Origin of the sequence: Streptococcus mitis (assembly GCF_013305725.1) — a bacterium.
Lineage (GTDB): Bacteria > Bacillota > Bacilli > Lactobacillales > Streptococcaceae > Streptococcus > Streptococcus mitis_BO.
Window position 1 is genome coordinate 1,832,292 of sequence record NZ_CP047883.1, and the last position, 26,118, is coordinate 1,858,409.

28 protein-coding genes are annotated in these 26,118 nt (G+C 40.5%); all 28 read right to left on the minus strand.

The genetic code is table 11. The features are described 5' to 3' along the window. On the minus strand, positions 1-1,800 hold the full coding sequence (locus M594_RS08760) for a VirD4-like conjugal transfer protein, CD1115 family (protein ID WP_173876595.1): 1,800 nt from the start codon (positions 1,798-1,800) through the stop codon (positions 1-3). Next, entirely contained in the window at positions 1,797-2,315 is a 519-nt protein-coding gene (locus M594_RS08765; RefSeq protein ID WP_173876596.1) for a hypothetical protein, read from the minus strand. Before M594_RS08765 ends, M594_RS08760 begins: the two co-directional genes overlap by 4 nt. A 12-nt stretch (positions 2,316-2,327) precedes the next feature. Then, a complete protein-coding gene (locus M594_RS08770) occupies positions 2,328-3,167 on the minus strand; it encodes a hypothetical protein (protein ID WP_049493164.1) in 840 nt (279 codons plus the stop codon). Continuing rightward, positions 3,121-3,393 carry a hypothetical protein gene (locus M594_RS08775; protein WP_049493165.1) on the minus strand — a complete coding sequence of 91 codons (273 nt, stop codon included), beginning with the start codon at positions 3,391-3,393 and terminating at the stop codon, positions 3,121-3,123. Before M594_RS08775 ends, M594_RS08770 begins: the two co-directional genes overlap by 47 nt. Continuing rightward, positions 3,390-4,034: a hypothetical protein gene (locus tag M594_RS08780; RefSeq protein WP_173876597.1), complete on the minus strand. Its 645-nt coding sequence runs from the start codon at positions 4,032-4,034 to the stop codon at positions 3,390-3,392. Before M594_RS08780 ends, M594_RS08775 begins: the two co-directional genes overlap by 4 nt. A 19-nt stretch (positions 4,035-4,053) precedes the next feature. Continuing rightward, complete coding sequence (locus M594_RS08785; RefSeq protein WP_173876598.1) at positions 4,054-6,690, minus strand: phage tail tip lysozyme; 2,637 nt, start codon at positions 6,688-6,690, stop codon at positions 4,054-4,056. 26 nt (positions 6,691-6,716) lie between these two features. Further along, entirely contained in the window at positions 6,717-9,071 is a 2,355-nt protein-coding gene (locus tag M594_RS08790) for a VirB4-like conjugal transfer ATPase, CD1110 family (protein WP_173876599.1), read from the minus strand. Beyond that, on the minus strand, positions 9,031-9,378 hold the full coding sequence (locus M594_RS08795; protein WP_000197454.1) for a PrgI family mobile element protein: 348 nt from the start codon (positions 9,376-9,378) through the stop codon (positions 9,031-9,033). The genes M594_RS08790 and M594_RS08795 overlap by 41 nt, the downstream gene beginning before the upstream one ends. A 47-nt stretch (positions 9,379-9,425) precedes the next feature. Continuing rightward, complete coding sequence (locus tag M594_RS08800) at positions 9,426-9,899, minus strand: hypothetical protein (protein ID WP_049493172.1); 474 nt, start codon at positions 9,897-9,899, stop codon at positions 9,426-9,428. 15 nt (positions 9,900-9,914) lie between these two features. Further along, positions 9,915-10,253: a hypothetical protein gene (locus M594_RS08805; RefSeq protein ID WP_239665262.1), complete on the minus strand. Its 339-nt coding sequence runs from the start codon at positions 10,251-10,253 to the stop codon at positions 9,915-9,917. A gap of 124 nt (positions 10,254-10,377) precedes the next feature. Further along, positions 10,378-11,124, minus strand: a complete 747-nt coding sequence (locus M594_RS08810; protein WP_049493176.1) for a hypothetical protein — start codon at positions 11,122-11,124, stop codon at positions 10,378-10,380. Between the two features lie 27 nt (positions 11,125-11,151). Beyond that, positions 11,152-11,376 carry a hypothetical protein gene (locus M594_RS08815; RefSeq protein WP_000340303.1) on the minus strand — a complete coding sequence of 75 codons (225 nt, stop codon included), beginning with the start codon at positions 11,374-11,376 and terminating at the stop codon, positions 11,152-11,154. Positions 11,377-11,449: 73 nt separating this feature from the next. Further along, complete coding sequence (locus tag M594_RS08820; RefSeq protein ID WP_173876600.1) at positions 11,450-11,938, minus strand: hypothetical protein; 489 nt, start codon at positions 11,936-11,938, stop codon at positions 11,450-11,452. Positions 11,939-12,001: 63 nt separating this feature from the next. Further along, positions 12,002-15,709, minus strand: a complete 3,708-nt coding sequence (locus M594_RS08825; protein ID WP_049547337.1) for an SspB-related isopeptide-forming adhesin — start codon at positions 15,707-15,709, stop codon at positions 12,002-12,004. A gap of 21 nt (positions 15,710-15,730) precedes the next feature. Next, complete coding sequence (locus tag M594_RS08830) at positions 15,731-16,540, minus strand: LPXTG cell wall anchor domain-containing protein (RefSeq protein WP_049491935.1); 810 nt, start codon at positions 16,538-16,540, stop codon at positions 15,731-15,733. A 16-nt stretch (positions 16,541-16,556) separates the two neighbouring features. Further along, the gene (locus tag M594_RS08835; protein WP_000564688.1) at positions 16,557-16,865 is read right to left on the minus strand and encodes a hypothetical protein; all 309 of its coding nucleotides are present in this window, start codon (positions 16,863-16,865) and stop codon (positions 16,557-16,559) included. A 289-nt stretch (positions 16,866-17,154) separates the two neighbouring features. Further along, positions 17,155-17,370 (minus strand): helix-turn-helix transcriptional regulator, encoded by a 216-nt coding sequence (locus tag M594_RS08840; protein WP_049491932.1) that lies wholly within the window; start codon positions 17,368-17,370, stop codon positions 17,155-17,157. 2 nt (positions 17,371-17,372) lie between these two features. Next, positions 17,373-17,507 carry a hypothetical protein gene (locus tag M594_RS10180; RefSeq protein WP_000475613.1) on the minus strand — a complete coding sequence of 45 codons (135 nt, stop codon included), beginning with the start codon at positions 17,505-17,507 and terminating at the stop codon, positions 17,373-17,375. 23 nt (positions 17,508-17,530) lie between these two features. Continuing rightward, positions 17,531-17,797 carry a hypothetical protein gene (locus tag M594_RS08845; protein ID WP_000522441.1) on the minus strand — a complete coding sequence of 89 codons (267 nt, stop codon included), beginning with the start codon at positions 17,795-17,797 and terminating at the stop codon, positions 17,531-17,533. 4 nt (positions 17,798-17,801) lie between these two features. Then, a complete protein-coding gene (locus M594_RS08850) occupies positions 17,802-17,969 on the minus strand; it encodes a hypothetical protein (protein WP_000910111.1) in 168 nt (55 codons plus the stop codon). Next, the gene (locus tag M594_RS08855) at positions 17,963-19,039 is read right to left on the minus strand and encodes a replication initiator protein A (RefSeq protein ID WP_049491929.1); all 1,077 of its coding nucleotides are present in this window, start codon (positions 19,037-19,039) and stop codon (positions 17,963-17,965) included. The genes M594_RS08850 and M594_RS08855 overlap by 7 nt, the downstream gene beginning before the upstream one ends. Positions 19,040-19,325: 286 nt before the next feature. Beyond that, positions 19,326-20,000, minus strand: a complete 675-nt coding sequence (locus tag M594_RS08860) for a LiaF transmembrane domain-containing protein (protein ID WP_173876601.1) — start codon at positions 19,998-20,000, stop codon at positions 19,326-19,328. A 4-nt stretch (positions 20,001-20,004) separates the two neighbouring features. After that, complete coding sequence (locus tag M594_RS08865) at positions 20,005-20,451, minus strand: LytTR family DNA-binding domain-containing protein (RefSeq protein ID WP_000776606.1); 447 nt, start codon at positions 20,449-20,451, stop codon at positions 20,005-20,007. Positions 20,452-20,564: 113 nt separating this feature from the next. Then, the gene (locus M594_RS08870; protein ID WP_173876602.1) at positions 20,565-21,068 is read right to left on the minus strand and encodes a phosphatase PAP2 family protein; all 504 of its coding nucleotides are present in this window, start codon (positions 21,066-21,068) and stop codon (positions 20,565-20,567) included. Positions 21,069-21,163: 95 nt separating this feature from the next. Beyond that, complete coding sequence (locus tag M594_RS08875; protein ID WP_173876603.1) at positions 21,164-22,924, minus strand: ABC transporter ATP-binding protein; 1,761 nt, start codon at positions 22,922-22,924, stop codon at positions 21,164-21,166. Further along, positions 22,914-24,683 carry an ABC transporter ATP-binding protein gene (locus M594_RS08880; protein ID WP_173876604.1) on the minus strand — a complete coding sequence of 590 codons (1,770 nt, stop codon included), beginning with the start codon at positions 24,681-24,683 and terminating at the stop codon, positions 22,914-22,916. Before M594_RS08880 ends, M594_RS08875 begins: the two co-directional genes overlap by 11 nt. Next, positions 24,658-25,128, minus strand: a complete 471-nt coding sequence (locus M594_RS08885; protein WP_173876605.1) for a MarR family winged helix-turn-helix transcriptional regulator — start codon at positions 25,126-25,128, stop codon at positions 24,658-24,660. The genes M594_RS08880 and M594_RS08885 overlap by 26 nt, the downstream gene beginning before the upstream one ends. 177 nt (positions 25,129-25,305) lie before the next feature. After that, the gene (locus M594_RS08890; protein ID WP_000532877.1) at positions 25,306-26,022 is read right to left on the minus strand and encodes a YebC/PmpR family DNA-binding transcriptional regulator; all 717 of its coding nucleotides are present in this window, start codon (positions 26,020-26,022) and stop codon (positions 25,306-25,308) included. Between the last annotated feature and the right edge of the window lie 96 nt (positions 26,023-26,118).

Sequence of the window (26,118 nt, forward strand, 5' to 3'; positions counted from 1 at the left end):
TTAGGCCACGAATAACTCTTTTAGCTGCGGAGTCAAATCGTTGGCATATAAAAGCAAGCCATCGATGTCTGTTCCTTTTCGAGTATATTCGTACCAGTTTTCTTTGTCTTCAGGAGAACTTGCAATCTCATCTTTTCTAGGATGATCATAGACACTTGCTTTTTTATCTCTGAAGACATTTTGTTTAGAAATAAAAACCAATCCTTCTTCTACCCCAATTCTTGCGACTTCATCTGGAGTTAGAAGGGGACGGCCTTGAATTTGTTTATTTTCACTTGAGGATCCGTTCCGATAACTATGCGATTTTGAAGTGGATCGAGTGCGTATCGTCTGCTTACCTGACCTTGTAGAATAGTATTCCATTGTATCCTTGTCATTGGTTCCTAAAAATAGGTGAGTAGCACAGTTATTAAAGATGGTCTTCCAATCGCTTTTATATAGTGATTCTAGCTGATTGACAGCTTGAATGATAATCTTAATAGACATCTCACGACTACGAATCGAAGAGAGAACCTGGGCGAAGTTTGGAATACGGCCAATTTGCGCAAACTCGTCGAAGATAAACTGAATGTGGCGAAGATTTTTTCTACTGTAGCCAGGTACTTTACCTTGCAAGATATCATCAGCCTTATGTGTGAGAACCTCAAATCCAATCGCAAACAAGATTGAGGAAAGAAAATTAAAGGCGTTATTGGTTTCAGGAATAGCAATAAAAACGGCTGTCTTTTTCGTATTCCAGGTATCCATTTCCATGGTATCCTCACTAATCAAGTTTCGGACATCTTCGTGGTCGAAGATAGAATAGCGAGAAGACAAAATCGCTACCACACTGTTTCTTGTCTCGCCTCTGAAGTTTTGGAATAATTTCCACTGTTTATAAGCATAGTTGTTAGGTTGATGTTCGTTCAGTTCTTCAAACATCTGCTCGACAGGACTTGGTACATCTGGATCCTCTCGATACATATTTCTTAATAGATCCGCAACGTGACCCAAGTTTGGCATGTATAACTGGACTCCAGTTTCAGGATCCTTAGAGTCAAAATAGAGATAACCAATCAATGCCCGTTGAAGCATCAACTCTGCTTTAACCCAGAAGTCTTCTCCAGTATGCTCGCTATTCTTCGTTCCCTCAGTAATTGCTTCAGAGATACGATCAATATCTAGCTCAGACTTCATGTAATGAAAAGGATTAAACCGATCTGAATTCTTGAGCCGAATCAAATCAAAGATTTTAACAGCATAGCCAGCTTTCTCAAGCATCTTCCCAACTTCGTGTACTAGGTTTCCTTTAGGATCTGTCACAACAAAGTTTGAGTTCATCTGCATTAAGTTTGGCAATACAAAAGTAAAGGTTTTACCATCTCCAGGAAGACCAATGACAATCACATTTTTATTGAGCTGAACATTGTAAGCTAAGCGAAAGTTAAATAGGCCCATTTTGACCTGTTTTGAAAAAATCATATTCTTCTCAAAATCAACGTCTTCAAATCGTCTCATTTCCTTCAAAGTCGCAAAACGAGCACTACCTTGTTCTTCTCCCTGGCGATATAAATTCTTATCCATAGAAGCATAGACAAGCATTGGGAGGCCGAATCCGATTAACCCTGCATACAAGGCTCCTGAATCAAAGAAAACACCAAAAGAGAAGCGTTCCCAGTGTTCTAGCAACCAACGAAGCTGCAACATTCCCATGAAAGGTACTGCTGCAGTCGAAAGTTGGTAGTAATGGTAAAAGGACTGGAAAATAACAAATGAAAATAGCCCCGCCACCAGGTAGGGCCATATGGGCTTTCTAATCATCGTGCTTTCTCCTTCCCAATATCCTTCGTCACTACAGGGGTGGTTCCCTTATACACCGTATGACTCTTGTAGTAGGCTATTTTGTCTTCAGGAGTCATTTCATGTGGTTTCTTCAGCACTTTTTTCGCAAACTCTTCCAATTTTTCTGGGCTTTTCGTGATATCTGCCAACATCTCTTTGAGAGCCTTTTCTACCAAGATGCGATTTTTTGTTTCAAAGAAGAGATAAGTTGCACCATCTTTTTGATGATAAGTAAAACCTATCTTATACTCCTCCAGGTAATGCTTCAACTTGGCCAAGTGGACTTCACTATTTAACAATTTCTCGACATCTTTTTTTGATTTGGTGGCCATAAAATCATTAAAACGTGTCTCCCCTTCAAAGGTTCGATTCGCTGCCTTATGTTGTTTCTTTTCATAATGGGCTTTTGCGAGGGCATACAGAGCTTGTATCGTCATCTCCAGGGTAACTTTTCCTTTCAAAGCCAGAGAATGACTGACTTTTTCTTGATCCATGTAAGACCTCCTTTATTTTGGGTAATTGGATAGTTCTGGCTTAGCAATAACCTGGAATCCGTAAGGTGCTGAAGGCTCTTCCTTTACAGTAACTACCAAGCGTTTCTGACTTCTGTTCTCACCGTCTTTCACGGCTACTACATAGGTTAGCTGATAAGTTGCTTCATCAACAATCAAGCTAGATTCCAAAATCACAGACTGCAGTTGACCTGCTTGTCTATCTATCGTTAATTGAGGAGCTACGAAATCAGCCATTTTCCCTTTATCAGAGTAAAGGACTGGTAAAAAGTAACGTGAAAAGGCATCTAGTTCCCCTGTTTTTGACTGAATGGTTTTTAGATTTGAAAGATCCTTGGATACGGCCGAGAGTTGCTTTTCTTGATGGTAAACTAGCGTAAAGGATAAGCCAGCAAGTGTCAGACTTCCTACTAGACTCAATAACACCAAAACTCTTCCTAAATACACCCAAAAAGAGCGTTTAGAAGAGGGTCGAGGTTTGGGAGTTTCATGTTTCAAGGAAGAGGCTTCAGTTTTCTCTTCAGGAGCCTTCTCTAGATCTTTTGTTTTCGTCTGGCGCTTAAAGAAAGAGGGTTTTACTTCTTTTGCTGCAGCCTCCTGGTTATTCAACGTACCAGGCTTCAGGAAGAGGCTGTCTGCGATTCCCTCAAACGGCAAATAGATATCTTCTTGGTAGATCACTACATTCTTTTTATCTAGTTCCTCTACCAATAAAACGGCCTCTGCCTCCTCATGCTTAACCTTGGCATTTTCTCGCTCCAGCGCTTGATACACAAGGTCTCGATTCTTATACGTTGTGGTCTTGTTTTGTGTCAGATTGGTTAAACGGTACATGTTTTTCAGCTCCTTTCAATTTTCCTTCAGCAAGAGCTGTTTCAATATCAGCCCAGGTTAAATTATGTTTGGCCAAGTAGTTTGATCGTTCCTCATGTTTGGCCAGAATGATTTGAGTTTCTAGCTGCTGCAGTTTCTCTTCTTCCTTCTTGGCCTTGGTCATATAGTCAGCTAAGCGGTCTTCCGCTTTCTGTTTTTGTTTTTCCAAAGTTTCTAATTTTGTCATTGTTCCTTTTTCCCTTCTGTACTTTGTGTTTGGTTAGTGATTGGTTTGTTTAACGATGGAATACTCGCCTTTTCGCTGGCGTTCAAGCTGTCCACAATCAAAATAGGGTCAATATGATTTACCAGGTATTTCCCATCTTGCTTGCTGAAGCGAATCCGTATGGTTCTTGAAGATCCTACGTTTGTTTGGGCGTTAGTATAATCATACTTCTTCTGTAACTGTGTCTGAGTGTATCTCACTTGAGCTAGGACAACATTATTTTCTTGATCGATGTAGATGGTAGAAGACTTCATCTGTGTATCCACTACATAGCCCTTATAGGTTTGTACCGTTGGTTCTTCTTCAGAGTTCACTTCCTGATTGTAAGCAGCTTCTGTCATATAGGGCAAATAGCGATTTCTATTTTCTCCAAGATCCTGCTTATTGAAGTAAGCCGTCAAGAATTCCTTTACATATTCTTGCGTTAGTTCGCTTCCCTCTGCTTTGGTTTCTTGTTGCGTTGTTTCAGCTTCCTGTTTAGCTTTCTTTTGCGCTGAGGTTGCTGCACCAATCCAGAATACGAATCCTAGAACTAACACAACTCCTATAAGGATTCCTCCTATTTTAAGGAGTTTCAATTTCTCCATATCTATCATTTTCATGATTTACCTTCTTTCTTTTTTAATTCGGTGTCGCAAATGTATAGTAGTAAGCTGGATATAGGACAGAAAAATGTACCTTATCCTGTACTCCTTGGATATTACATTCTGAAACGAGGAATGAACCGTCTGGATTCACAGCTTCCACAATCGCAACATGGCCGTATACATCTGGTGTCCCACCAAATCCACCTACTACTGATACAACAGCTCCTTTTGTTGGAGTTGTACTATACCGCCATCCTTTTGCGACTAGGCTTGCCACCCAATCCTGACCATTACCAAGGTAACCATAAGCTCCTGATAAGTCTGTAATCGTTCCTAGTTCAACTAAACGATTATAGGCATACCAAGTACATTGTCCCACTTCATAACCGCTTCCTTGTTGTGTAGTCATAGAAGCCTGTGTTGGAGGGTGTTCCACTTTTGACTTATACTCTTCAGGGAAATTCCAGGAAGACGCTAACGCTCCACCTCCTCGAACTTGTTGAGTAAGAAAAGCGTGGATCTGCTTAGCGTTATTTTGGCGCTCTAGGACCTTGTCTCCAGAGTTCCCTTCCCAGTTAACCAGGAACCGCTCTGTAAGTGTCTCCACGTCTTCTGTGCTAGTTAGAATCGATGTCAATTCAGTGATATAGTAAGGAGTATCCCCCTCCAACATAAAATCTAACTGCAGTTCTAAATCGTACCACTTTTTATCTTTTGATTTTGCATAATTCAATAATAGAGTATGCCTAGTAGAACCATCTGCTGTATCTGTCCACTGACCTAATCCTAAACCTCGATGAAGAATATTTGGATACCCACCATCATAGATAGCAGGTCCCCCTATAGATAACCAGGACTCATCATCCCAGGAAGAAGAATCAGCCCCTACTGGTGGGCTAAGATAATCTCCTTCAGCACGTTTAGGATTGATATTGCTTTCAGTCGCAAAGTTCCCAAGCATGGCTGCCAAACCATTATCTGTTAGCCCTGGTACCTTTTGCTTCAAGTAGTCTTTTATTGCTCGTGATTTTTGCCCCAAATCACCGTCAAGTGTAGTAATGACTGAGGTTGTCTGATTGTAGATGACAGATTGAAAGTAAAAGCCCGGATTGACTGATGTCCACTTTTCTTTCTTATCCTTTGTCTCTTTTTCCTCCAATTTTTGATACTGGATGACCTGGTAACCATTTGACGTTACCTTCCCAACCTCGTCTCCAACTTTGACCTGATCACCATCAGAAACACGGATATTTCCTACCTCTTCATAAGTAAAGATGGCTTTATCTGTTTTGATGGATACAGTCGTATCATCTGTCACACTGACTTTACCCTCAAGAGGAGCTCTTATAGCTTGCCCTGTTGAAGCTTTTAGTTGTGTTTTCTCATAGATTTCACTCTTAGAGGTATAACCAAACCGCTTCAGGATAACTAGAGGAGCTTGATAAGAAGGGTCGTCCTCCTGGTAAAAGGGGTTAGCTAGTTCTTGATAAGAGGGGTACCGACCAACCTCTTTAGTCAACTCCTCTAGCTCTTTATACTCTTCTAACTCGCTATCACTCAACTTAGCCCACTTGAGATCTGACGAGGAACCATATAAATCAGCCATCTTTTTCAAATTATGAGGATTATCATTCAAATGATTCCAAAGGTCATTCAAGGCATCCGAATAGTGATTGAAACCTAACGTCCCAGCCCATTCTCCACCAGTTCCCTCATTCCAGTTACTTTCTGGTTTCCACTCACTACCGTAGCGAAAATTCATGAAAAAGAGCATATCATCGATGTTCGTCCAATAGTCAACCTTATCATTTGACTTCTCTCGATCTCGTTTACTGATCTGAAGCCAGGACTTATTCAGGTCAAATTCATTTTGTTGGACAGGACCACCGCCTCCAAATATGGCCATAAATATCCCTAAAACAGCAAAGATGAAGAACATCAAGAAATAGGACTTAACTGCTAATGGATTGGATAGGATGGAACGTAGAGGCTTTGTCGCAACCTTCAAAACCTTCCCTGTACCTCTTGATACCTTCCCAAATTTTGAACGAGCTATCCGATTCCTAGTCTGTTTCATCTTTTTGCTGAGTTTTCCTTCCCAGGAGAACTCTCTAGGTGTTCGAGTATACCCTCGCCCTCTGATGAAATTATAGCTTCTATTGAGCTGTCCATAGCTGTGCTTGATAGAGTACTTAGACAGATTTCCTGCAGCCTTCGTTGCTCTTTTAGATGCGTTTAACTGATACTTGAACTGACGTATATTCTGCCTCGCCTGAACCCAGTCTCCAAGAATCTCATTATCTCTGACTGTCTTCTCAACGTCGTGTCTCGCTTTCATTCGAGTGCTTTGTTTTGTTCGTCTCTTTATACGATTGGGAATATAGCTGTCATCAGCTTTTTTAGCTCGTTTATAGAGCGTTGTTGCAATTTGTTTTTCCAACTTTGCTCGATCACGTTGTTGCTTAAAGAAAAGACCTCTAGCTGTTGCTTGAGGTCCTTTGTGTAGTTTATAATCTTTGTTCGCTAAGCGATAATTCTTCTTAGCTTCTTTAAATGCAACTTTTGAGTTTAAACGTGCTTCTTTAGGATTTTTTTCTGCATTCTGGGAGGATCCTTCTTTGATTCTCCGCTTACGCTCCTGTTTTAATTGATTGGGATCACTTTCAAACAAAAGAAATCACCTCTCTTTCTATTTTTTTAACCATCTGTCGCAACCAATTGATACAGTTTGGTATCTTTAGGGATAGGATTTTCAAATGGGACAATGGTATCTCCAGCGACAATCAAACCAGTACCCTTTGCTTTTGGCCGCAAGACAAATCGCTCTAGTGAAGGCGTAAGAGGGATAACCTGCTCCAGGGCTTCCAGGTCTGTTCGTTTCAGCTTCAGGAGGGCTAGAAACTCACAGTTTGCGACTAGCTTTCTACCTTCTTCTGTAGATAAAACAGTCTCTGGGTTCTGGGTAATCCCTGTTGGGATGGCTCCATATTTACGAATACGTGAGTACAGTTCTGTAAAGAAGGTTGCCTGAAGTTTATTCTTGAAGTAGAGCTGCAACTCATCAAAATACAACCATGTAATGGTTTTACCTTGGTTATTGACTACCTGGTTCCAGATAAAGTCCTGAATCACCAGGAGGGCAAATGGCTTCAATTTACCACTCAACTGCTTGAGATTGAAGATAATAAAGCGACTATTCATATTGACGTTTGTAGGGTGTGCAAAGATATCATTTGATCCAACAGTATAAGGTTCTGCCTTCAGCGCCAGATCCTTAGCAACGGCTTCAGGTTGACGTTCCAAAACCGCTTGCCAATCCTTAAAGGTTGGTTTTTCAAATTCCTCATAGGTCTGTCTCGTTACACGGTCAATCATCGCAAATTCATCGTCTGATACTTCAGAGAATATATTCTCAAACAGGGTTGATAAGAGGTTTGATTTTTGGCCAATCGGATCACTATCTTCTGCTTGCAGTTTATCCTTATCAGGTAGATCCAGCAAGTTAAAGTGATGTTGTGATCCAGGAGCGATTGTGATAATTTCTGCACCTAATTCTCGGCCAATAACAGTGTATTCATCTTCAGGATCGACGATAATGGTATTATCTTCAGGGTAACGTAGTTTGGTAGGAATAATCTCTCCTCCTTTAGCAAGAACAGACTTCCCTGATCCTGAATTCCCAAATATACAACCTGAACCTGTATTCAAGTCTTTCTTACGGTCAACTGTGATAGCGTTCTTAGATAGCTGATTCTGGCCATAATAAATTGCACGTGGACTGTTAGATCGAAGATCTACGTTGGTAAATGGGACTTGTGTGGCCAAGTTACTGGTAGTCATATCTCTCATAAAACGGCGTTTTACGTTGATAAATGGAATCCCAATCGGTAGAATCGTATTCAAGGATTCTTCCTGGTACAAGTAACACTTATCCAGTTCTACCGTATTCTTACGGACAGATCGTTGAACCTGCTCAGTGTAGATATTCAACTCCTCCAGACTGTCAGCCATGAAGAAAATCGTCATCACACCTGAAAACATTTTTTGGTCATTGTCCTGGAGTTCTTCAGTCCATTTCTCTGTTTCTCGAGATGTCTCCACTGCCTTCCCACCAACAGCCAGGTCACTTCCATAACCTTCTTTTGCTGCAGCCTTCTGACTTTTGATCATTTCCCTACGTACACTTGACTTAACTGTCTTGATTTTCTTCAGCGCATCTGCAGTATCATAGGGCTTCGCATGCAGACTGATAGCCAGTTCAATTCCTGTATCCAGGATATTCTTAATCAGTTTGTCATTCAAGAAGGTAGGATATTGTCTAACATACATCACCCTTGCGAAACAATCATCAATTTTCATATGATCTTTTTCAAACTTCAGATAGTTTGGAGCTACAAAGTCCCTGGTTGATAATCCAGAAATAGCGATGTCTTCATAGTTGAAATCAATAAAACCTTCTCGCCTCAAGAGTTTTCGGAAGATAAGAAGACGATCTAATCCCTCTAACTCCTTAAAGGAGATTCCTAAGCCACTGTATTGACTTTCAATAACGCTGGCTGTATCATCAAGGATTCTTCTAGCTTGATGATCCTGGTCTGTTTGGGTAGTAATCGTCAGATATTTTTCTACCTTGAAGGTATTTTGTTCCTGAGAAAAACGATCATTGATCATCGCATTGTATTCTTTACGATAATCGTCATATCCATCTCCAACTAAATCATAGCGGATAGAAGATAAGCTATTGCTTTCTACCCTACGATTCAGGATCAATAGCTGCATATCATTGTCAATATCCAGCGAATTAAAAATATCAGCGTTTGTTTCAATGATATCAATTCGCTCATCATCTGTTGCAGTAATATAGCTTGTATCACCTAGGCGATAGGTCTTTGAGAATTGATCATTTGTAATTTTCATGAGCCCATCAGGCATCAACCATTGATAATTAAGACTATTCTGTGTAGATGCCGTCATGGTACGTCTTAGACGTTTGGCCCGTTCCCGTTCTTCCTTAGAGAGTTTCAGGGTTTTCTTTCGGCCGAATAAATTCATTTCTTGTATATTCCTTTCTGTCATAATCTGTCTGATAAGAGCGTTCCTGCTTAGTCAAAAGGAAACGGACCTCATCTTTAATTTTTTCATCAATATAACACCCGAAAATAACAAAAGGCGCTAATAATAAAATATCAACGCCATAAAGGATTATATCAGGTGCCTTCAGCCAATAGAGGATGGTGGTGACAACTACTGTCAATGCGATACCAAATAGTAGCACTAACTGTCTCAGTGTCATATACCCTATAACTGGCCTTTCGTAGCTATCTAAAGCCTTTAAAAATTCACTACCTAAACGTGTCATTCTGTTCCTTTCATTAAAAAAACAGCCATTATGGCTGCCATATACTTTTAAGTGTTAAAAATTGCAAAAGCTCCAAATGTTGCTCCTACTGCGCACATTATTAAAGTTGCTATGATTATCGGACTGAACAGAGCTTGCGATATTGAAATAATTAAAAAGAGATTAACCACTGAAACTATGAAGATAATACACCAAATGACATTTTTGATTGTTTCCTCCTTATAGCTAGACTTATTTATTATTGAAGATAATATAGGAATCATAAAACCAATCAAAATCAACACACCCCCAAAGATTAAGTAATTCCATGAGGAGTTATCTTTATATGACATAACATGGGTGGCAATTGTCACATCTTTCCGAGTTATCATTTTATCGATATCAAAATGATGTGTTAGTTGCTTATTCAAATTACCAAGACTGATATTAAACCAAATGGTAACTATTGCGTAGATCAATTCCACTGCAATATAAGGTGTATAAGGGCTTTCTAATACTTCAAAAAATCGATTTCTATACAAGTTCGTCTCCTATATTCAAGTATGATATTCTTCTATGTAGCGTTTTAAAATGAGATACCGCCTTAATAACAACGAGTAACTAAAATTATAAACTAAAATAGTCAAAAATAGCAAAACTATAAACAGTGTTATAATGATACTCAGTAATACACTTTCGTTCAATTCCTTGGTAGGTACGCCTGTTAGAGGTGAAAATAAAATCGCAAGAAGGCGTTTCAAATCATCCGAAAAAATAATCGTTAATACGAGACCTACCAACAATTTCCAGCTACGAGAAGCTCTCTCTTTTTTTATTTCCAGCTCTGTCAATTCTGCTAACAATGCCTCTTTCGACTGCTTTTTATAGTAATCCAAGGCTTCCTTGTATCGGCGTTCATGCCGTTTCGTCCACCTTTCATAATAATTTTTTATAGTAGATCTCATAGGATTATTATACTCCTTTCAATCATCACTCATTCTCCTTTTATTATACCATAATCTAGTTCACCTGCATGATATTCTTAGTCATGCGTTGGCTGCCAAATAGCATAATAATGTAAATGATTCCTTTTGCAATGGCAACTAAAGCACTTGTCCAGGCTCCAGTCTTATCAACTGTCAAAAGATCATTCGTGACAATGGCTGGGTAAAGCATGATAATAACAACTAGAATCAATCCCTGAAGGACAGCCGCAATATAGAGCTTAAAGAAACCGAGGCAAATTGGACGTAGGCTATCCACCATGTAACAAGCGACAATAATTTTAGCGATTCCCTTATACGTGTAAAGCGTAAAGGAGCGCAACAAGATCAACAACTTAGTTGATATCTGACCAACAAAATCAACGACCCAATAAATAAACTGGAGCATAGCTTTAGCTATAGCATTGACTCCTTTTAAATCCGGTAACTCAGTTTCATACGGACTAATACTTGCGCTAGCCACCGCCTTAATTACAACGTTAAACAACCAAGACAAGGCATCGAAAATCGCATCCACATAGAGGATAAAAAAGAGAGCGATGGCATACTTGAGGATTTCTTCAATCCAAAGCTGAAAAGACAACTCCCCACCATTGCTTTTAAGTTGTTGGTGCCAATTCATGAGGTTGATCCCCATAAAAAGGAGAAGAAGCAAAATTGCTACCTTCTCCATCGAACCCGAAACTGTCTCCATCAGCTGATAGGCTGTCGCATTATAGTCTTTCAGACTCATGGTTAGTTGATCAAGTGTGGATTGGTTCATAAAACCACCTCCTTTTTTTTTCTCATCCTAACCAAGAGATTGAAGACCTGTTGCCAAAGCTGTAAAGAGGGCTTTTAGAACGGCACCTAGAAGTGCACCTAGTATCAAACTTTGGATTCCTTTATCCTTCTTATCATCCAATTCACGTTTGATTCCTACCGCTAAGTCCCAGGCACCCCAAGCGGCCCAACCAATACCGATAATCCCACCGATATTCCCAATTTTGTTAATAAAATCTACAACTGCATCCATTATTTTTTTCTCACTTTCTTTTTATAAAAAGGTGCTAAGAAAATTCCTTAGCACCTACATTGTTTATTCAATATTATTTTTCATCCTCTGGACGAAAGGTTAGAGAGAGGGCTGTAATTACAGCTAAGACAACGATAATGGTCGTTTCCCACCAGTGATAAATTGGGACACCTTCAGGCATTATCCAATCTTTGAACCAATGTTCAACACTTGTTGGAGCACTACCTTCTTTTGTCAAAAATGCCCAGTAGCATATAACCAGAAAAGCCACAACAACCTTAAATACAACCCAACCAATTGCTGTTGCAATCAAACTCTTAATCAGATTAAAGATAAAGAGGAGAAACATGAGTGGAGTCGCAACCATCAAAACGGCAGCTCTCGCAATTACACTCGGTAGATTCTTTATTCCTGACCAGATGGCTTTTCCTAGCCAACTGAGGCCTTTTTTCCACTTCTTCTCTTCTTCAGGCTTAGTGACTTCTGATTTTTTTTGAGTTGGAGTGTAGTATCTATATCCACTTCTAGTCACATGTGCATCCATTTTCGTGTCCTTTCTCATCTCTCTTCCCCCTCTTTTTTATGGCTTCATTATACCATAGATGAGGGGGAATTTCTAGATGTTCTATTTTTTATGCTTACGAAGCCCAGCTCCTGCAAGACTCAACAATCCCAAAATCATTCCCCAAGTTGGAAGCATGCTTGCTGCTGTTCCAGTGTTTGGAAGTGATGGCTGCGGTTGTGGCTTGCCTGGTTCTTTAGGCTCCGGTTTTGGAGGTTCTGGCGTTGTTGTTGTAACTTTAGCCGTCATCTCTTGTAAATTGACTGTATTGATAAAGGTATTTTCAACCTTACCAGCCTTGATGCGTTCTACCTCTAGGTAGAAATCCGCATCGAAAGTTCCTTGCACTCCTAGAGAGTTTAGGAAATCTTGATTGATAACGTAAGACCATTTGCCTAACTTTTCGTCCCATTTAACGGTCACAACTTTCTTAAGGAAGTTAGGATCCGTATCTTGGTTCACTTCAAATAAGAAGGCATAAGCTGTACCTTTGGCGATCTTCTCGCCAGCTTTGACTACTTTTCCATCCTTCATGATGACATCATAAGGAAGAACCAAGTCTTTTTCAGCAAGGTATTCTGTCCCACGAATAATACCAGACCAATTACCTGTGAATCGATCATGAACCACATCCAACTGGTCACTGCCATCATATTGGAAGAGGCTGTCGTGTTTAGTAGGCACGGTTACGCCATCAAGTAGATAGCGGATGTATTGGCCAATCTGTACTTCTTGGCCGTCCAAGACTTTTTTATTATCCTTTTGATCCAAGGCGTGTTTTTCAGGCTTCACATCAGGAACTGAGACAGTCACAAGGTTTGATTGATAGCCATTGCCAAAGTCGATCTGTTTAAAGTCATTCTCGACTTTCTCCCCTGCTTTAACCAGGAGCTTAGCTGGAAGATCAATCGTCACGTTTTTATTTTGCTTCACGTAATTGTGATAAAAACTCTTAGAATCCTTCGCTACCCAAAGATAAAACTCACCTTTAGGATTCAAGTTCAATTCTTTCAGAATCTTATTGATTGCATCTGTACGCCCTTTGTCTGAAAGGACGTGATACATGTCAAACAAGTCTTTTACATCTTTACCTGCAGCAGTCATCTTGATCTTGCTGTGGTCAACTGTGAAGGCTTTGTCTTGAACATCATCAAAGATTCCAAACTTCTTACCAATCGCTTGTGTTGAAGCAAGTGTTTTGGTGTAAGGGCTGTAATCTGTCATCAAGCGGAAGGTCACGTTGCGGTCAAAAGTTGTCGCACCATTGATGTCCTTACCAGAGCGATCCAAGACAGCTTTGACTGGTTTTGGTGGCTTCGGTGTGTAGTTCGTAACAGGGTTTGAGAAAACTTCATAGTCGTTTACTAAAACCTTGTAGGTATTATCGTAAAATCCTTTATCATAGATTGGCTTCCAGGTAATCACTGGAGCTTCTAGGCGTTTTCCTTGATAGGTAGCAGTAAAGGTATATGTGTTCTTTCCTGCATTATATGAAACAGTCCATCCTGCTTTCTCTGCCGCTGCTTTTGTGACAGCTACATCAGGAACTGCTCCAGCTTCGAGTGGATCAATGATGGTAATCTTGTCCCCTTTTTTCAGGTTCGCATAGATATTGTCATGGGTCAATGTATAAAGCTGAGTAGCGTTTTTAGCTACCGTTTTACCATCTGTGTTGGTCTTATCTGTATCTGCTACAGATTTTCTGACAACTGGCTTATACTGCAACTTGTAGCCGTGATAGCTTGCTGATAACTTCTGATTTTTCGTCTCAGAAAGTGTTTTAAGAGCCAAGGTTGGCTTAACTGGATTTTTCGCTTTAACCAATTCAGCTGATACAGGTTCAGTCTTAACTGGCTTCACGGTTGTTTTTGTGATAGTTGCAGTAGCTGGAACTTCAACGACTGGCGTTACAACCTTTGTATTCAAAGCGAACCAATAGGTTTGGCCACTTGGATTATCTGGTCCATCCCATTGGATAAATTCGGTTGTGAAGGCTGTTCCTTCCTTGAAGACTCCAAGTGCAGCTCCCTTGTATTGGTAAGGTGAGTCAGATGTATCCCAAAGATGACCCACATCTTCTTGGCGGTTGTACTCTTCAGCGTAAACATAACCATAATCCTTGTTATAGGTTACAGTTGAGCCGTTAATTTCAACATGAGTTCCGTTAATGGCTTTCGCACCTTCCCAACCAATAAGGTTGTGATTGAGTGAAGAATAGGTTAGGGTAGCAGGAGTTTTTTCACTTGCTGTGAACGCTACTTCTTTCCCATCCACGTTGTAGTAGTAGGTATCCGTAACCAAGAAATTCATGTAGTCTGCAGCTCCACCAGCTCCATCATTACGAGCGACTACAAAGCCCTCAGTCGGATCATTCAATACATATACATCGTTTAACCCTGTCTTCCCTTGATTAAGAATCTCGAATTTTCGATGGATACGAGAAATATCATGCTTTTTACCATCTGCAGTTGAAACAGTCAAACCTTTCAGATTTGTGTAGTCAACTTCTGTTTTCCATCCAGTGCCAACATCCTTGTATTTCAAGACTTTAGTCGAGTCAAGAACACGAGTATAGCCTGAGGTTCCATTTGATGAGGCAATGTAATCTTTAGTAGTTACCTGCGCTCCTGGAGCAGAGGACTCCACTGTTGCTTCAGGATTTGCGGTCGCAACGCTAAGGGCTTGCAAGACTACTTCTTTTGTGTAGCCTTCCGTGCTTGTCTTAGCTCGAAGCTCATCGTACTTCTTCTGCCATTCCGCTTGGGTCTGCTTAGCTTTGTCATAAGTTGCTTGGTTTTGTTTCCCAATTTGCTTCGCTTCATCAGCTGAAGAAACTTCCTGTGTTTTAGTGGTTAAAAGTACACCAGAGTTTTTCAAATCTGTGGATTTACGATCAGCATCTTGATTGACTTCTTGACTAGCAGTTTGGCTTTCTGAGTAGGCATCAAGAAGAGCCTTGTTGAGCACAACTTTTCTTTTTGCGGTTGCAATAGCCTGGTCATTTGCTTTCTTCAATGCTTCTACTTCTGCGACTGAAGAAACTGTACGTGTCACTGCATCAACCGTTACGCCCTGTTTCTTCAAGTCTGTAGTAGCGGCTTCTACAGCCTGATTCAAAATCGTAGCTTGTTTGACAGTAGCTTCGTACTTCCCTTTTTCTTCCAGGTAGGTTGAGACAGCTTGCTGATTCTCTGACAAGGTATTTTTAGCTGTTTGAGTAGCTTTCTTGTTTTGAGTTGCTGTCCCATCTGTGGCAGTCGAACCGTCATTCGTCACTGTGACAGTTGTTTCCCCTTCATGTTTGGCTTTTTCAGCAGCTACAAATTGATTGTTAGCGTGAATAGCTTCCTGAGCCCCCTTGAAGGCTTCATTGTTTTGAACTTGTTTTGTAGTTGTGGCTTCAAGTTCCTGAACTTGTTTATCCTGATCATGTTTGATTTCAGACTTAGATTGTTCAAGACTAGATGAAGTAGTGTCTGTACCTTTGTCAACATTTCGTGTTTCAGATACAACTACTCCAGCTTTTTTAGCCTTGTCAGCAGCCTTTGTGACTACTCCATTATCAATCGCTACAGGCTGGCTTCCTGTTGCTTTACCAGCCTGTGTAGCATACATGTTATTGTCATTTTTGCTTTCAGGTTGTACTGCTTCATCCGCAAATGCTGAACCTGCAGAGAAGGCTACAAAACATGCGATTGCAATACCTGATGCTAAACCTTTAGCCCATTTTTTCTTACGGAAATATCCGTGTCCTTTTGTTTTTTCTGTCATATTTCTTTCTCCTTCACTTAATTAAAATAATTTCTTCTTGTAGAAGTAGCCAACTGCAGTAAACAACATGCCACCGATTACAGCTAGGAAACTTTGTTTTGTTCCTGTGTTTGGCAAAGTTACCATTTTACCATCTGCAGTTGAAACACTGATGGTCTTGTCTTCATTTGTAACAGCTCCAAGTGCTTCAGGAGCAACTACAGAACCATCTTCAAGGACAAGATTTCCATCTTTAGTGCTGACAATGGAATTACCTGTGCTGGTTTGAACAGGTGCTTTCGTAATATCATGCACCGCCTGACCTGTTGATGTAGAGGTTGTTCCAATTTGCGACTTCCCTTGCTGGTTCGCTTGATCAGTCGTTTTTGGCTGTTCATCTGGAACACCATCTAGGCTACCTGCGTTATCCTTGTCTTGCGCCTTATCTGAAGGTGCTGGTTTATCAGCTGGCACTCCATCAAGACTTCCTGCGTTGTCTTTGTCTTGTGGTTTATCTGATGGTGTTGGAACACCATCGAGACTACCTGCATTATCCTTGTCTTGCACCTTATCTGAAGGTGCTGGTTTATCAGCTGGCACTCCGTCAAGGCTTCCTGCGTTATCCTTGTCTGAGGGAGCTGTTGGATCAACTGGAGTAACTGAAGGCTCTGTTGACTGATTTGATGGAGCCTCTGTTCCTGTTGAAGCGCTAGGTGCTGTTGGCGTAACTACTTCCGTTGTTGGAGCAGAAGAATCAATTGGTGCAAGTTCGTCTGCCGATGCAAAGCCGCCAGCTTGTGTAAGGGCGAGTGTTGAAAGGGCGAGTGTTGCTAATACTTGTTTCTTGTTCATTGTAATTTTTCCTTTTCTAATTTTTAGTGTTCTTAGGCTGGTAGCCTTTTCCTGTCAAGCGAAGTTCCACTCCCGATGGACTTCTGACTTTCCTAGCCACTATGTGGCTGCCTTTTTTGATAGTGCGAATTTGATCATAGACCTTTTTATAAGGCAAATGAAATTCAACATCCCTTAGAACACCGTCTACGTATCCTCTAGCCTGTTTGACTGCATAGTCTGGCTTCAGGATAAGGTCTGTTCCGTCCTCTAAGCGAGCTGTCGCACCTCCTTGTTTTCCTAAGTTTTTTAAGTCCCTTAAGCGGACCGTTGTTTCATCTATCATAGATTTCTCCTTGATGTTGAAAGGCGAAATAACGCCGTGCTGTGTAAAAACGTATTTTTACATCGGTATTTCATGCGCTGGGTTTATAGTCTAGAAACCCTTACTCCTTCAGCTTATGATCATTATCATGCTTTTTCGTTCAGTGGCTGGACTAGATATCATTTTCTAGTTTGCTGCTCGCCCCCGTTTCTTTTTTATCCATAGCCACGCTGTATCAGGGCAAGCCTTGTATTCAGTTTTCAAAGTTCTGTAGTTTAATGACTTCTCGGTCAATATAGATTTATCTGTACTAGGTTTGGTCCGATTCTGATCCTAACAGGTAGTCAATAGTTACCCCAAAGTATTCTGCTACTTTCTTAGCATTTTCAAGACTTATCTGACTATATCCTGTTTCCCAGTTCGATATGGTGTTACGAAACACACCTATCTGATCAGCCAAGGCTTGCTGGGACAGCCTGGATTTTTTTCGTAATTCTCTGATACGATTTTGTGTTTGTTTCCTCACATCTACTTGTCTCCTTCATTATTTGGACTTGATAGTATTTCATCATCCATCAGAGGAGCATTCTTCAGCTCCAGCATGACAAGTCCTATTCCATAAGCTAAGACCAATAATAAAGCAATTGCAACTAGTTTAAACATTACTATCCTCCTGATATCGTTCCTTATTTTGTCCGATAAGTTATCTTCTTCACCCATCTAGGATTGATAGAAAACGGCGGAGTCGCTGATGTAAAATTCATACTTGCTCCTGTTCCAAATGAACTTGATACCAATTTTTCTAGTTCCTCTAAGTTGGAAGTGACGGAAATACTGTCTACCGTTTTATCAAAATACTCTACAATCATTTCAATCTCTTGAACTGGTTGGGAAGGTGTAGCTTTCATAGCTTGCCCTCTGTTAATTCTCTCTTGGTTATTAAACAATCCCATAAAATCAATCCTCTTTCTGTTGCCATGATAAGAAAATTTGGTTGAGTTTCTCAGCTCTTTCTTTTTTCGGTAAATCAAAAACAGCTTTAGGAACCATGTAGATTTTCTGCAGCGGGCTACGACCTATCGTTAGCACTTTACCATCAATTGGTCTAAATTCATCTTTTAACATGTTTCAACTCCCTTAGACAGTTCTGATAAATAGCTATTGAGTTTCGTCTCCGACAATTTATCTGGATAATAGTATGCAATCAGACCAGGGCACTCATCAGGGAATTTTCTAGCTTGCTCACTTTGTCCTGATAGCTCCATAAATCCCTGTTCTTTTTCGATAAGTAGAGCCATTTTCCAGAAGCGAATCATCATTTTGTAGAAGTAGGCTGGGACATTCTGGATTGATTTTCCTTCAGCCTCTCCTGTTTTAATTTTGAAAATCAATTTATCAAGCTCACGTTCAAGATCTTGCAGCCAAACCTCTCCATAAATTTCCTGATCAGCTAAGAGGTTGTTGTAATTCTTCTCAACTTGACGTTTCGATTGATAGATTTTATTTTCAAGAATTTTTGCATCTTTTCCAAATAAACTGAGTTTCTGAACTAGTTGAGGAGAAAGAAAACCATGTTGCCCCATTTTGAATGCTTCAGAAATTGATAAATCAGATAAAGATGACTCCCCCTCGTATCGATTAGTATCGTAATCTCTTTTATCATTCTTAATTAGATTATTATTACTTGGTTCGGCAGTTCCGAGTTCTTGATTTCGGCTTTGGCGAGTTCTTGATTTCGGTATTTCCGAGTTCTTGATTTCGGTATTTCCGAGTTCATAGATTTCCCAAGGACTTGGAGCTATTTCAAAAGACATCTTCAATAATTCTGGATCTGAAACTACATTTTTCGGATACAATCTATTAGGCTGTTTCATGCCTTGACGTTCCTCATCAAGCAAGTGATATTTAATCAATTCTTTCTTCAACTTGATAATTTTATCCTTCCCATAACCAGTATCTTGACATAGTTCATTATTCGGATAGATGACATATACATCACCATTTTTATCCACAAAATTTCCAGTATCTTTAGCGGTTTGAAGTGATAATTTCAAGCGATCATTGATTAACATGTAGACAAATTTTGCTTCAGCACATAATTTTTGATAATAAGTTGTTCCAACTAAGACTTTAGGAAGCTGATAATGAATCTCTGTAGCTTGAATTTGAATTAAACTTTTTCTTCCATATGCCATAAATCAATACCTCACCTGGAATGAGTTCAGATTACACGCAAGCTGATTTTGTGGCGTAAAAGTAATCATCTTTTGTCTTTCTAACAGTGAAATAACTACATCTGCTTCATGGCTTGTCAACTGTCTCAAAGACATTATTTCTTGAATTAACTCCTGTCTTGTCATTTAGTTTATCCTTTCTTTAATTTTTGCAACGAAAAAAGAGAGCGATTTTCTCACTCTCTCAAGTTATATGATATTTAATTTTTCACTTTCCCAAAACTCTAGACACTTACGAAAGATTTTTTTATTTAACGTAAACAACTCCCAATTTCCCAAAGGCCACATCTCCACGGATAATCAAGGTTTTGCTGGTTGGGGCTAGAGGAGTATCTGCCTTGGCTGCACCAAAGGATGTTTCTACTTTCAAATCGACACGCCAGTGTTGTGGAACATAGACGGTTGCATTTCCGAAAGCAACTTCGATATTTAAAGTTGCAAAATCACCTAACATCTCTGCATTGTCATAGTAGATTTTTGCATTTCCAAAAGCAACTTCTACTTGGTCGTCTACAAGATCTTGATCTTGTTTATAGAAAGTCCCACTTCCAAAAGCGACTTCCTTGTCTGTCAGAATGGTCTTTTCACCGTCATACCACCATTTCTTACCATTCCATGTTCTGTTAGAGTGAGTCAAATAACTAACTCCAAGAACAATTAGAATACTGGCCCAGAACAGTGATTGATTGGGAATCGGTAAAATATCATAAAAGTGGTTAGCAATCATTACTGCTACTAGAGCTGTAAAAACTGCTGAAGTCAGATGACGACGAAGCAAAGCCTCAACTGATTGGTAGGTAAAAAATCCAATACCAATCAAAGGCCAAATGTGCCCTCCTAGAGAAGGGATTCCAAAATTTCCTTGCAATAATACTAAAGCTGCCAATACTAGCAACACAATACCAAATGCTTTCTTTTTCATGTTCTTACCTCATGTTTCTTAGATTTTCTTTTAGGAGGGATTGGTAATGCCGTGACACATGAACCTCCTTGTGAGTCTGATAAAAGGAAATGGTGCCTGTTCCTGAAAAGGACTTGTCCACCGAGTAAACCTGACGGATATTTGCAATGGTCGACTTGGATACCCGACTAAAATAACGAGGAAGGATAGCCTCTAACTCATAGAGTTTAAGCCGAACCTCGTAGGCATCTTTCTGGGTATGGGCGTAAATCTTGCTACCTTCCGTCTCAAAGAAGAGAATTTCCGATAAGTCCAGATAATATTCACCCGTCCCCTTGTAAAAAATCAACCTAGGAGACTTGGACTCTTGCAAGAGACGCTGTAAATCCGCAATCTCATCTGTCAAAGCCGCTGCCTTGATGACAATTTCAGTTTCCTCTAAATTGCTGTCAATTTCGATTCGTAACTTCATTCCATCTCCTTTCTGACTCTACTATATCAAAGCCAAAATAAGAAAACAAGAGCAAAAAAGCAAGTGGTTACTTTAACCCCGTAAGTGGTTGTAGGACCACCTTAACTTGCAGGTCAAAATAGAAAGAAAATCACACCCCACACAAGACCACAAATATAACCAACTACTACATCCTTGGGATAATGCACGCCACCTAAGACTCTCACTAGACCTAGGAAGGCTGATAATGTCAAACAAATCATCCCCATAGTTAGACTAGCATGTAAGCAAGCCATGGAGATAATGGTTGCTGAAAAGACATGACGACTAGGCATAGATTTACCAGGACTATCTCTGTCTAGTAGCGGGACAATTTCCCAAACTTCATAAGGCCTAGGGGCATTGATTTTCTTACGGAGAAAGGACAAAATCACAAAACCTGATACAGGGATAAACACATACATCAAGACCTGTTTCCCAAGTCCTTCTTGGAGATAGGCAGTGGCTAACAAGGTCAGATAAACTATAGGCATAACTACCGTCATAAAGCGATTGAAAGTTCTTAACAAGCTCAGAAGAAAGGGCCTATTTTCAATGTTAGCAGCAATGTAGTCATACCATTCTTGATAATTTTTCATATATTTTCTCATCACTTACTCAAATTTTGCTTACAGGGAAGCACTTGTCTTCTAGTATAGTGCAGAAAAAGAAGGCCGTCAAGCCTTCTTTCGATTTATTCTTCTGCTTCGTCTTCTGTAAATTGACTGTTGTAGAGGTCAGCGTAGAAACCAGCTTGCGCCATCAGCTCATCATGATTTCCTTGCTCGATGATATTCCCATCTTTCATAACCAGAATCAGATCCGCATTACGGATGGTTGACAAGCGGTGGGCGATGACAAAGGAAGTTCTTCCCTCCATCAAACGGTCCATGGCTTTCTGGATTAATTCTTCCGTCCGTGTATCAACCGAAGAGGTCGCTTCATCTAGGATTAGGAGTGGTGCATCTTTCAGCAAAGCGCGAGCAATGGTCAAGAGTTGCTTTTGTCCGACAGACAAGGTCACTGTATCGTCCAAGACGGTATCGTAACCATCTGGGAGGGTCATAATAAAGTGATGAATCCCTACAGCCTTGCTGGCTTCAATCACGCGCTCATCGCTAATATCCTTTTGGTTATAGATAAGATTGTTTCGGATAGTGCCTTCAAAGAGCCAAGTGTCCTGCAAGACCATTGAAAAGGCATCATGCACTTCCGAACGCTTCATCTCCTTGGTATCCACACCATCGATACGGATGCTTCCCTTATCAATCTCATAGAACTTCATCAAAAGATTGACAATAGTTGTCTTCCCAGCTCCGGTCGGTCCGACAATGGCAACCTTTTGACCTGCATGAGCAGTCGCAGAAAAGTCATTAATGATGGTTCGCTCTGGTGTATAACCAAAGGAAACTCGATCAAAGACCACTTGCCCTTTCATATAGCTCAGCTGTCTTTCTTTATGAGATTCATCTTCCATTTCCTCTTCACCTAAGAATTCGAAGACACGTCCCATGGCTGCGCTAGCTTGCTGAAGACTGGTAATCCCTTGAGCAATTTGGGAAAGGGGCTGAGAAAAGATACGAACGTAGGCCATAAAGGCAACGATAATCCCGATACTAATCTGCCCATTCAGAGCCAAAGCTGCACCAACAATAATCACCAAGGCATAGCTAAAGTTCCCAATAAACATCATAATCGGCATCATAATCCCTGAAATAAACTGAGATTTCCAGATACTATCATACAGACGATGGTTTAATTTCGCAAACTCTTCTTTCGTGCTCTCGATAGCATTGTAGCTGGTCACCACATTATGACCAGAGTACATTTCTTCCACATAACCATTGACAGCTGCCAAATCCTGTTGCTGACTTTTAAAGAATCCCTGTGATTTGCCCATAAAGACAGACACGAAAGCAAAACCAATAAGAGTTGAAACAACCGTCACCAAAGCTAAAATCCAGTTCATACCAAACATGGTTACTAAGACAGCCACGACCAGTAAGCTAGATGAAAGAACTGTTCCTAGACTTTGATTGAGGGATTGGGCTGCAGTGTCAACGTCATTAGTCACACGAGACAAGGTATCTCCTTGAGAATGCCCATCAAAATATCCTAATGGAAGGCGATTGATTTTCTCTGCAATAGCTCTTCTCAAACGCTCTGAAAAACGTTGAATAGCTGTTGTAAACAGAAAGGCCTGCAAATAATTTGATAAAAGTCCAATCACATAGATGACGGCCAAAAAACCACCAATAGCTGCAACCGCCGCGACATCCACACTTGTTTCCAAACCACTGGCAATAATATTAGTCATTTCCTTGATGCGGGTTGGACCATATACAGTAATGATATTGGATAAGATTGTTGCTAGAAAGGCGATTAGAAGGGCAAACTGGAGACCTGCAAGATAGGGTTTACTCTGTTCCCAAAGAGACATTTTCTTATTTTCCATGTTCCAATTCCTCCTTCGATAGTTGTGAATAGGCAATTTCTTGGTAAACTTCGTTATTAGCTAGAAGTTCCTTGTGGGTGCCTTGCCCCACGACTTTTCCTTGATCCAAGACCAAAATCAAATCTGCATCCATAATTGTTGAAATACGCTGTGCAACGATAAGCTTGGTCATAGACTTGGTTTTCTCTGCTAGCTCTTGGCGTAGGACACGGTCTGTCTTGTAATCCAAGGCTGAGAAGGAGTCATCAAAGATGAGGATTTCTGGCTTCCGAGCCAAGGCACGCGCAATGGCCAGACGCTGTCTTTGGCCACCTGAGAAGTTGGTTCCTCCTTGGGCCACTTCTGACTCTAAGCCCGCTTCCTTGTCTTCGATAAAGTTCTTAGACTGGGCCAATTCCAGAGCTTGCCACATAGCCTGCTCACTAAGCGGTGTTTCTTGACTGTGTCCAAAGTCTAGATTACCCTTGACATCACCTGAAAAGAGAACCGCTTTCTGAGGAATATAACCAACCTTGTTGCGCAAATCTTTCAAGTCATAGTCTTGAACATTGACACCATCCACCAGAATTTCTCCTTCTGACACATCGTAGAAACGTGGAATCAGATTGACTAGAGTTGATTTACCAGAACCTGTTGACCCAATAAAGGCCACTGTTTGACCAGCTTCTGCTCTAAAGCTAACATGCTCAATAACCGCCTCCGAATTCGCCGCATAGCGGAAGGTCACATCCTTAAACTCGACCTGACCTTTGAGGTTTTCATCAGCCAGCTGCACTTGAGCAGGGTTTTGGATAGAAGAATGCAAATCTAAAACTTGATTAATCCGCTTAGCAGAGACCATAGTTCGGGGAAGAACGATGAAGAGTGCTCCCATGAGAAGGAAGCCCATGACAACCTGCATGGCATAAGACATGAAAACAATCATGTCACTAAAGAGAGGCAGACGTGCTGTCGCAGCAGCGTCGTTAATCACATAGGCCCCAATCCAGTAAATCGCCACACTCAAACCACTTGAAATCCCCATCATGATAGGGTTCAAAATAGCCATAAGACGGTTGACAAACAAATTCAAGCGTGTCAATTCATCATTTGCTGATGCAAATTTTTCATTTTGGTATTCTTCAGCATTGTAGGCGCGAACGACACGAATACCTGTTAAACTCTCACGAGTGATACTGTTCAGTTTATCTGTCAACCCCTGAATCAAGGACTGTTTTGGAAAGGCTAGCGTCATCAAAACAGTCGTCATTAAAACGTTGACAATCACTGCCACAAGTACGGCCCAGAGCCAGTATTCTGAATGACCTAAAATCTTCCCGATAGCCCAGATAGCCATAATTGGACCACGCGTAACTACTTGCAAGCCCATGGTAATCAACATCTGAACTTGAGTAATATCATTAGTGGTACGCGTTAAGAGACTAGGAATAGAGAATTTCTTAATCTCTGTCTGTGAGTAGTCTAAAACTCGATTAAAAATATCACTTCTCAGCCTACTAGTATAAGAAGCAGCCACTCGGGAAGCAAAAAATCCAACTGCAACTGCGGATAAGAAGGCTAGAAAGGACATTCCCACCATCATGCTTGCCGGCTGCCATAACTCATCCAAGTTGGTTCCCTGAGTTCCTAGTAAATCAGTGATTTTAGAGATATAGGTCGGCACTTCCAACTCTAGATAAACCGAAAAGCAGGTAAAGAGAATGGCTAGTAAAATCATCCCCCATTCTTTTCCACTAATTCGTTTGGCTAATTTCTTCATTCTCTCCTCCTATTCCCTTGATATTTTCCTGTAGTTGACCGAGAACTTTCTCAAAAATCAGTAATTCATCTTCATCAATGCCTTCCATCAACTGCTTGTCTATTCGTTCAAAAAAAGCCTTAACCTCTTGCATCTGAGAACGTGCTTTGTCCGTCAAACGAACAAATTTTGCCCGCTTATCGCTAGGATTCGCCTCCAATTCCACCAAACCATTTTGCACCATACGCTTGACCAAATTACTAGCAACAGACTTGGTAATATTGAGTTCCTGCTCGATATCTTTAATCAAGACCAAGTCTTGGTTTTTCTCACGATTATCCAAAAAACGCACAACCTGACCTTGAGGCCCACCCATAAATTCAATACCACAACGTTTGGCTTCCTTTTGCACCATCAGGTGAATCTGATGACCAAAACGCTTAAAGACTAACATCGGTTTATCCATACTAACTCCTTTCTAACCATCGCATTTAGTTCTCCTAGGAACTAAATAAGTTTCCATGAGAACTATTTTATCATTTTCAAAAAAGATGTCAAGAAAAAAGTTTCCTAGAGAACTATTTTCTTGATTAAAAAAATCCCAAGTGATTTTTTCACTTAGGATTATGTTCTCTAGGTTAAATTAGAACCCGTCTACGTTCGTATAAATCTTTTGTACGTCTTCGTCGTCTTCAAGAACGCTGTAAAGTTTTTCAAAGGTTTCAAGGTCATCGCCTGACAATTCCACTTCTGACTGAGGAATCATTTCCAATTCAGTAACTTGGAATTCTTCGATACCTGACTCACGGAGGGCAACGATAGCCTTATGAAGGTCAGTTGGAGCTGTGTAAACTGTGATTGTACCTTCTTCTGCTTCTACATCATCCACATCCACATCTGCTTCAAGCAATTGCTCAAAGACTGCATCGGCATCTTCACCTGCAAATACAATAACACCCTTGTTATCGAAGAGGTATGAAACCGAACCTGAAGCACCCATGTTTCCGCCATTTTTACCAAAAGCTGCACGGACATTGGCCGCTGTACGGTTAACATTTGAAGTCAAAGTATCAACAATCAGCATAGAACCATTTGGTCCAAAACCTTCGTAACGTCCTTCTGTAAAGGTTTCGTCTGTGTTCCCTTTTGCTTTATCAATCGCTTTATCAATAACGTGTTTTGGCACTTGCGCTTGTTTAGCACGGTCGATAACGAATTTCAAGGCTGAGTTTGATTCTGGATCTGGATCACCTTTTTTAGCTGCCACATAGATTTCTACACCAAATTTTGCATATACTTTAGAGTTAGCTCCATCTTTAGCCGTTTTCTTGGCTACGATATTGGCCCATTTACGTCCCATTAGGAATCTCCTTTTTTCACATTTTAATCTTTCTTATTATAACACAAGTTTTTTCGATTTTCACTAGAGGAAATGGATTTTATTCAGTAAATCCAA